The sequence below is a fragment of the Kallipyga massiliensis ph2 genome (assembly GCF_000311985.1).
Classification (GTDB): Bacteria; Bacillota; Clostridia; order Tissierellales; family Peptoniphilaceae; genus Kallipyga; species Kallipyga massiliensis.
Genome location: NZ_HE978587.1, coordinates 1 through 2,596, shown reverse-complemented (window position 1 = coordinate 2,596; position 2,596 = coordinate 1). Strand labels below are relative to the sequence as shown.

At 50.2% G+C, this 2,596-nt stretch carries 1 rRNA gene; it reads right to left on the bottom strand.

Annotated elements, in window-relative coordinates:
• Positions 1–2,596: ribosomal RNA gene (locus HGKM_RS08080) — 23S ribosomal RNA — on the bottom strand; the annotation flags it as partial.

Here is a 2,596-nt window from a genome sequence, read left to right as displayed (position 1 = left end):
ACTTCCACCTCTGACCTATCAACCAGATTTTCTACCTGGTCTCTTTCGGAAATCTCATCTTGAGGGGGGCTTCGCGCTTAGATGCCTTCAGCGCTTATCCTGTCCAGACGTAGCTACCCAGCGGTGCCCTTGGCAGGACAACTGGTAAACCATTGGTCTGTCCACCCCGGTCCTCTCGTACTAGGGGCAGCTCCTCGCAAATTTCCCACGCCCACGCTGGATAGGGACCGAACTGTCTCACGACGTTCTGAACCCAGCTCGCGTACCTCTTTAATGGGCGAACAGCCCAACCCTTGGAACCTGCTCCAGCTCCAGGATGAGACGAGCCGACATCGAGGTGCCAAACACCCCCGTCGATGTGAACTCTTGGGGGGTATAAGCCTGTTATCCCCAGGGTAGCTTTTATCCGTTAAGCGACGGCACTTCCACTCGCAACCGCCGGATCACTAAGTCCTGCTTTCGCACCTGCTCGAGTTGTCTCTCTCGCAGTCAAGCCTGCTTCTGCCTTTACACTCATTGAATGGTTTCCGTCCATCCTGAGCAGACCTTTGAACGCCTCCGTTACTCTTTGGGAGGCGACCGCCCCAGTCAAACTGACCAACTGACAGTGTCCCCGGTCCGGATCACGGACCTAGGTTAGAACTCTAGTCCTTAAAGGGTGGTATCCAAAAGGCGACTCCCTAGCAGCTGGCGCCACTAGCTCTCAGTCTCCCACCTATTCTGTACATTAAAAACCAAAGTCCAATGTCAGCCTACAGTAAAGCTCCATGGGGTCTCTCCGTCCTAGCGTGGGTAACCCGCATCTTCACGGGTACTACAATTTCACCGGATCCTTTGTTGAGACAGCGCCCAAATCGTTACACCTTTCGTGCGGGTCGGAACTTACCCGACAAGGAATTTCGCTACCTTAGGACCGTTATAGTTACGGCCGCCGTTTACTGGGGCTTAAGTTCAACGCTTCGCTTGCGCTAACGCTTCCCCTTGACCTTCCAGCACCGGGCAGGTGTCAGCACCTATACTTCGTCTTACGACTTCGCAGATACTTGTGTTTTTGGTAAACAGTCGCTTGGGCCGATTCACTGCAGCCATACGATTCGTCGAACGCAAAGTTCTATTTTTATATGGCACTCCTTCTCCCGAAGTTACGGAGTCATTTTGCCGAGTTCCTTAACAAAGGTTCTTCCGCGCGTCTTAGAATTCTCATCCTGCCAACCTGTGTCGGTTTTGGTACGGGTGCTCTTACTCTCGATAGCGTCTTTTCTCGGCAGCCGGGCATCAGAGACTTCCCTACTTATTTTTCGGTCCCCATCAGATCTCAGCACCATTCGGCGGATTTCCCTACCTCCTTGGACAGGCTCTACCTTTCGCCTGCTTCCCTTAGCCTTCTGCGTCAACACTTCTCTCAAACGAGTAAAAACAGTTCCGGAATCTCCACCGGATATCCATTGCCTACGCCCTTCGGCCTCAGCTTAGGTCCCGACTAACCCTGAGAGGACGAGCCTTGCTCAGGAATCCTTCGGCTTTCGACGGGCGAGATTCTCACTCGCCTTCTCGCTACTCATGCCAGCATTCTCTCTTGTATGCCCTCCACAATGGGTTACCCCTTTTGCTTCAGTGAACATACAATGCTCCTCTACCGATTGTCAAGACAAAAAGTATTCTGTTACTTCGCGCTTTTCTTGTGAATCTCTCTTGCGTGAAATTGCATTAATTCATTAAGATAACTTGCTTCTTACCTCAATCTCTTTAACGCGTTTTCGTCTTAGAAATTTGACTAAGATATTTCTAGTCTTCACAGTTATAAGCGTGTTTAACAAAATACTTTTTGTCTCGATCAATCCCGTAGCTTCGGTATCATGTTTAGCCCCGTGTATCTTCGGCGCCGCTCCACTCGACCAGTGAGCTATTACGCACTCTTTCAATGCATGGCTGCTTCTAAGCCAACGTCCTGGTTGTCTAAGTAGAATGACCTCCTTTTCCACTGAACATGATTTAGGGACCTTAACTGACGGTCTGGGCTGTTTCCCTTTCGACTATGAAGCTTATCCCACATAGTCTAACTCCCATGGATAATAAACGGAATTCGAAGTTTGATAGGTGTTGGTAGGATATATCCCCCGCGACCATTCAGTGCTCTACCTCCCTTTATCTTACACATGAGGCCCACCCTAAAGTGGTTTCGAGGAGAACCAGCTATCTCCGGGTTCGATTGGCTTTTCACCCCTAATCACAAGTCATCCAATGCGTTTTAAACCGCACCTGGTTCGGTCTTCCATAGAATTTTACTTCTACTTCATCCTGCTCATGACTAGATCACCCGGTTTCGGGTCTATATCCGCAAACTCTCGCGCGTTTCACACTCGGTTTCCCTTCGGCTCCGCCCCTGTAGGGCTTAACCTCGCTTACGAATATAACTCGCTGGCCCGTTCTACAAAAAGTACGATATCAGGGTGCATGACCCCTCTATCTGCTTGTAAGCACAAGGTTTCAGATTCTCTTTCACTCCCCTTCCGGGGTTCTTTTCACCTTTCCCTCACGGTACTTGTTCACTATCGGTCACATGGACGTATTTAGGCTTAGGAGGTGGTCCTCCCAT